Genomic DNA, 4,013 nt, shown 5'->3' with positions numbered 1-4,013 from the left:
ACCACTTTACGCCAAAACGAAAGTGGTGAGAAAAGATTCCGTCGAATCATTTCTCACCACTAAGGTTAGTCTGTTTTTGTAGAGGTTGTGCAGCGTCATAAAGCCACGACCAGTCGGGATGATTAAAGGCTACGTTTGTGAGACGCCTGGGGTTGGCGACTAGTGGCGTGGTGTCGCGACCAGCCGTCGGCAATGACACCAGCTAATACAATCGTCAGCAGGCCTCCCACGCTCAACCCAACTAAGCCGATAACGGCGGGCGTCAGTTGGCGGGTGATTAGGGCGGCGAGTCCAGCCAAGAATAGAATGGCGATGAACAGCGGTGCTAAAATTTCGAAAAATACTTTGAGATTTGACATAACGAGACCACTTTCTGAAAAAAGAATTTCCCACCATTATCTAGCAAGAACCGTGAAAACACAAGAAAATTTGGCATTTTTGGGGTTATTTATTTAATGGTTAATATAAAATAAAAGTTAGGAACGATTAAAAAACGCTTTACAATCCCCGTGGAGTCAGTATAATAATTGCATATCATCAAGATAGGGGAGTGGAAAAACATGACAGACAACGTTTCAACGAAGTCGTCTTTGGTCGGCAGCGCAAACGGCCCGTCATTGCAAGAAATTAATGGATCCGTCGAGATTCCAAAGGAAAAGGGGTTCCTGAAGAATCTGTTGGCCTTTTCGGGACCAGGGGCGTTAGTGGCCGTGGGCTACATGGATCCGGGGAACTGGGTAACGTCGATCGGTGGGGGTGCCCAATACGGCTACCTGCTGATGTCAGTGATCTTGATTTCGAGTTTGATTGCGATGTTGTTACAGTATATGGCAGCTAAACTGGGGATTGTGACACAGATGGACTTGGCCCAAGCCACGCGGGCACACACAACGAAGCGTATCGGCGCCATTTTATGGGTCGTGACGGAGTTGGCTATCATGGCCACGGATATCGCTGAGGTCATTGGGGGCGCAATCGCCCTGCAGCTGCTGTTTGGCGTGCCACTGATCTTAGGGGTGTCGCTGACCGTCTTTGACGTTTTACTACTATTGTTACTGACGAAGCTGGGCTTCCGGAAAATCGAAGCCATCGTGGTCTGCTTGATTGCGGTCATCTTGGTGGTCTTTGCCTATGAAGTGGTGATTGCCCAACCCAATATGGGGGCCGCCGTCGCCAACTTCATTCCCAAACCAGAAATTGTGCATCCGGGCCAATTGACCATGGCGTTGGGAATCGTTGGGGCGACCGTGATGCCGCATAACTTGTATTTGCACTCGTCGATTTCACAGACGCGAAAGTTCAACAGAGAAGACCCGGCAGAAATGGCGCGGGCCGTGAAATTTACTACGTGGGATTCTAACATTCAGCTGTTTGGGGCGTTCGTCATCAACTGTCTGTTACTGTTACTGGGGGCAGCGATGTTCTTTGGCAAAGGGACCGATCAACTGGGGACCTTTGGAAACCTGTATGCAGCGTTGCAAGATAACCATTTAGCCGGCGCAGTGGCCTCACCAGTACTGTCGACGTTGTTCGCGGTGGCATTGTTAGCCTCCGGGCAAAACTCCACGATTACCGGGACCTTAACGGGGCAAGTCATTATGGAAGGTTTCATTAACATGAAGATTCCGTTGTGGGTCCGGCGCCTGGTCACACGGCTGATTTCGGTACTGCCCGTGATTGCGGCAACCATCTTCTTTGGCGGAAGCGAACGCGCCTTAGATAGTTTGCTAGTCAACTCGCAGGTCTTCTTGTCGATTGCCCTGCCATTTTCCATGATTCCATTGACGATTTTCACCTCATCGAAGAAGATCATGGGGGAAAAGTGGGTCAATAAGCGCTGGATCACCGTGTCGGCTTGGGCCTGCACGATTATTCTGACGCTGTTGAACATCCAGATCGTATGGACGACACTGACGGATCTCTTTTAAACTGCCCGAGACGCGCGAAATTGTTGGCAGGCTGACTGAAGTCTATTGACTTTTAGTGCCCGGGTCGGTATCATCAAGGACATAAGCTAAGAAACAGTCCAGTAGTGATGGCGGCTCCGGTTAAGAGATTTGACGGTGCTGAGAGTCAAAACGCCCGTCTTCACGAATTACGCTGTGGAGCGGCCGAAGTTTCGGCGGGTCATTCCGTTAATGATGACGAGCGGTTGTCGATCGACAACAACTTGGGTGGTAACGCGGATTTTAATTCGTCCCTGATGGCAAGACGCCATTGGGGACTTTTTTGTTGTGAACGTAATTTTAGGAGGAAAAGATATGTCGATTATTGATGAACTGAAGTGGCGTGGCGCCATTAACCAACAGACTGATGAATCTGGCTTGGGTGACTTGGTCAACGAAAAAGCAGTTGGCTTGTATGCTGGGATCGACCCCACGGGGGATTCCATGCACATCGGTCATTTGATTCCATTCATGATTTTGAAACGATTCCAATTGGCGGGACACCGGCCATACATCGTTATCGGGGGCGCAACGGGTTCGATTGGCGATCCTTCTGGTAAGAAGGCCGAACGGGTCTTGCAAACGATGGACCAAGTGCACCACAACGAAGTTTGCCTGACCAAGCAAATGGAACACCTCTTCGGCCAAGACGGCTCCTTTAAAATTGTGAACAACTACCAATGGTTATCCAAGATCTCCTTGTTAGACTTCTTACGCGACTACGGGAAGCTGTTCAACGTCAACAACATGTTGAACAAGGAAGTTGTTGCGTCACGGCTGGAAGTCGGGATTTCTTACACGGAATTCACTTACCAAATTCTCCAATCAATTGATTTCCTTCATTTATACCAAGCAGAAGATGTCCAATTGCAAATTGGTGGTGCGGATCAGTGGGGGAACATCACGGCCGGCATCGACCTGATCCACAAGCAAGAGGGCGCGGACGCCAAGGCATACGGCCTGACGATTCCATTGTTATTGAAGGCCGACGGTACCAAGTTTGGGAAGTCAGAAGGCGGCAACATCTGGTTAGACCCAGAAAAGACGTCACCATACGAGTTCTACCAATTCTGGATCAACACGGATGACCGTGACGTCATTAAGTTCTTGAAGTACTTCACCTTCCTGGACCAAGACGAAATCAAGGAACTCGAAGACGCCGTTGCAACCCATCCAGAAAAGCGTCTGGCACAAACGCGTTTGGCTGAAGAAGTCACGGAATTCGTTCACGGTAAGGAAGCGGTCACTGAGGCCCAACACATCACGAAGGCGCTGTTCTCCGGGGATGTCGCCGACTTGACGGCAAGTGAAATCGAACAAGGCTTCAAAAAGATGCCATCCGTAACGGTGAATGCAGATAAGAAGAACATCGTTGAATGGCTGGTTGACGACACGAAGATCGAATCCTCACGGCGGCAAGCGCGTGAAGACCTGACCAACGGCGCCATCCGAATCAATGGTGAAAAGGTCACGGCCACGGATATTGAAATCGACCCAACCAGTGCCTTTGATGGCAAATTTGTCATCGTCCGGCGTGGGAAGAAACGGTACTTCTTGGTCCGCGTGGCTAAATAACTGAAATGATTTTGAGGCACGAACTGCTTATCGATGGTTCGTGCTTTTTTGTTGCCAAAATAAAGGCGAACGGTTATGATGAAAAGACTAAGAAACACACGGCCGTCAGGTAACTATTCTGTTGCTTTCACGGGTAAAATATGCCTTTGAAAAAAGCTGTCTTTATTTTCAGATTTTAGTTGACGGTGGGGGCTGTGGTTGGTATAGTTATATATGTTGTCACGGCGATTCACCAACTAGACCAATTCAATGAGTTGAAATTAGTTGTTGACAAAGATGATAACGAAATGTTATATTAATTAAGCTGTCGCTTATTGATAACACATCAACGAGAAACGTTGTTAAATCAAACTTCTTGTTGACATCATATTAGTTAGATGGTATGATAATTAAGCTGTCTGTGAGAGCAGATGACTGGTAGACCTTTGAAAACTGAACATTGTTTCGACAAACCAAATATGTGTAGGGCGGTTTGATACTTGGTATCAAACC

Annotated in this window: 3 protein-coding genes and 1 other annotated feature; of the genes, 2 read left to right on the top strand and 1 reads right to left on the bottom strand. The window is 48.3% G+C overall.

Features of this window, described 5'->3' with window-relative positions; translation table 11 throughout:
* Positions 1-122: 122 nt before the first annotated feature.
* A complete protein-coding gene (locus NGM66_RS14055) occupies positions 123-359 on the bottom strand; it encodes a hypothetical protein (RefSeq protein ID WP_208907678.1) in 237 nt (78 codons plus the stop codon).
* Between the two features lie 201 nt (positions 360-560).
* On the opposite strand from NGM66_RS14055, the gene NGM66_RS14050 reads away from it, so the two are divergent.
* Together NGM66_RS14050 and tyrS are read left to right on the top strand one after the other, a co-directional pair.
* Positions 561-1,928: an Nramp family divalent metal transporter gene (locus tag NGM66_RS14050; protein ID WP_208907679.1), complete on the top strand. Its 1,368-nt coding sequence runs from the start codon at positions 561-563 to the stop codon at positions 1,926-1,928.
* Between the two features lie 79 nt (positions 1,929-2,007).
* Positions 2,008-2,205: a binding site (T-box leader), on the top strand.
* A gap of 56 nt (positions 2,206-2,261) precedes the next feature.
* Positions 2,262-3,521: a tyrosine--tRNA ligase gene (gene tyrS, locus NGM66_RS14045; protein WP_208907680.1), complete on the top strand. Its 1,260-nt coding sequence runs from the start codon at positions 2,262-2,264 to the stop codon at positions 3,519-3,521.
* The last annotated feature ends 492 nt before the right edge of the window (positions 3,522-4,013 follow it).

It is taken from the genome of Levilactobacillus yiduensis, assembly GCF_024718525.1.
GTDB lineage: Bacteria > Bacillota > Bacilli > Lactobacillales > Lactobacillaceae > Levilactobacillus > Levilactobacillus yiduensis.
The sequence above is the reverse complement of the archived record's forward strand: the minus strand, read 5'-3'. Positions and strand labels throughout refer to the sequence as shown.

Excerpts from the sequence above, each read along its gene's own strand:
- tyrS (WP_208907680.1), top strand. The coding sequence starts at position 2,262 with ATGTCGATTATTGATGAACTGAAGTGGCGTGGCGCCATTAACCAACAG.
- NGM66_RS14055 (WP_208907678.1), bottom strand. The coding sequence starts at position 359 with ATGTCAAATCTCAAAGTATTTTTCGAAATTTTAGCACCGCTGTTCATC.
- NGM66_RS14050 (WP_208907679.1), top strand. The coding sequence starts at position 561 with ATGACAGACAACGTTTCAACGAAGTCGTCTTTGGTCGGCAGCGCAAAC.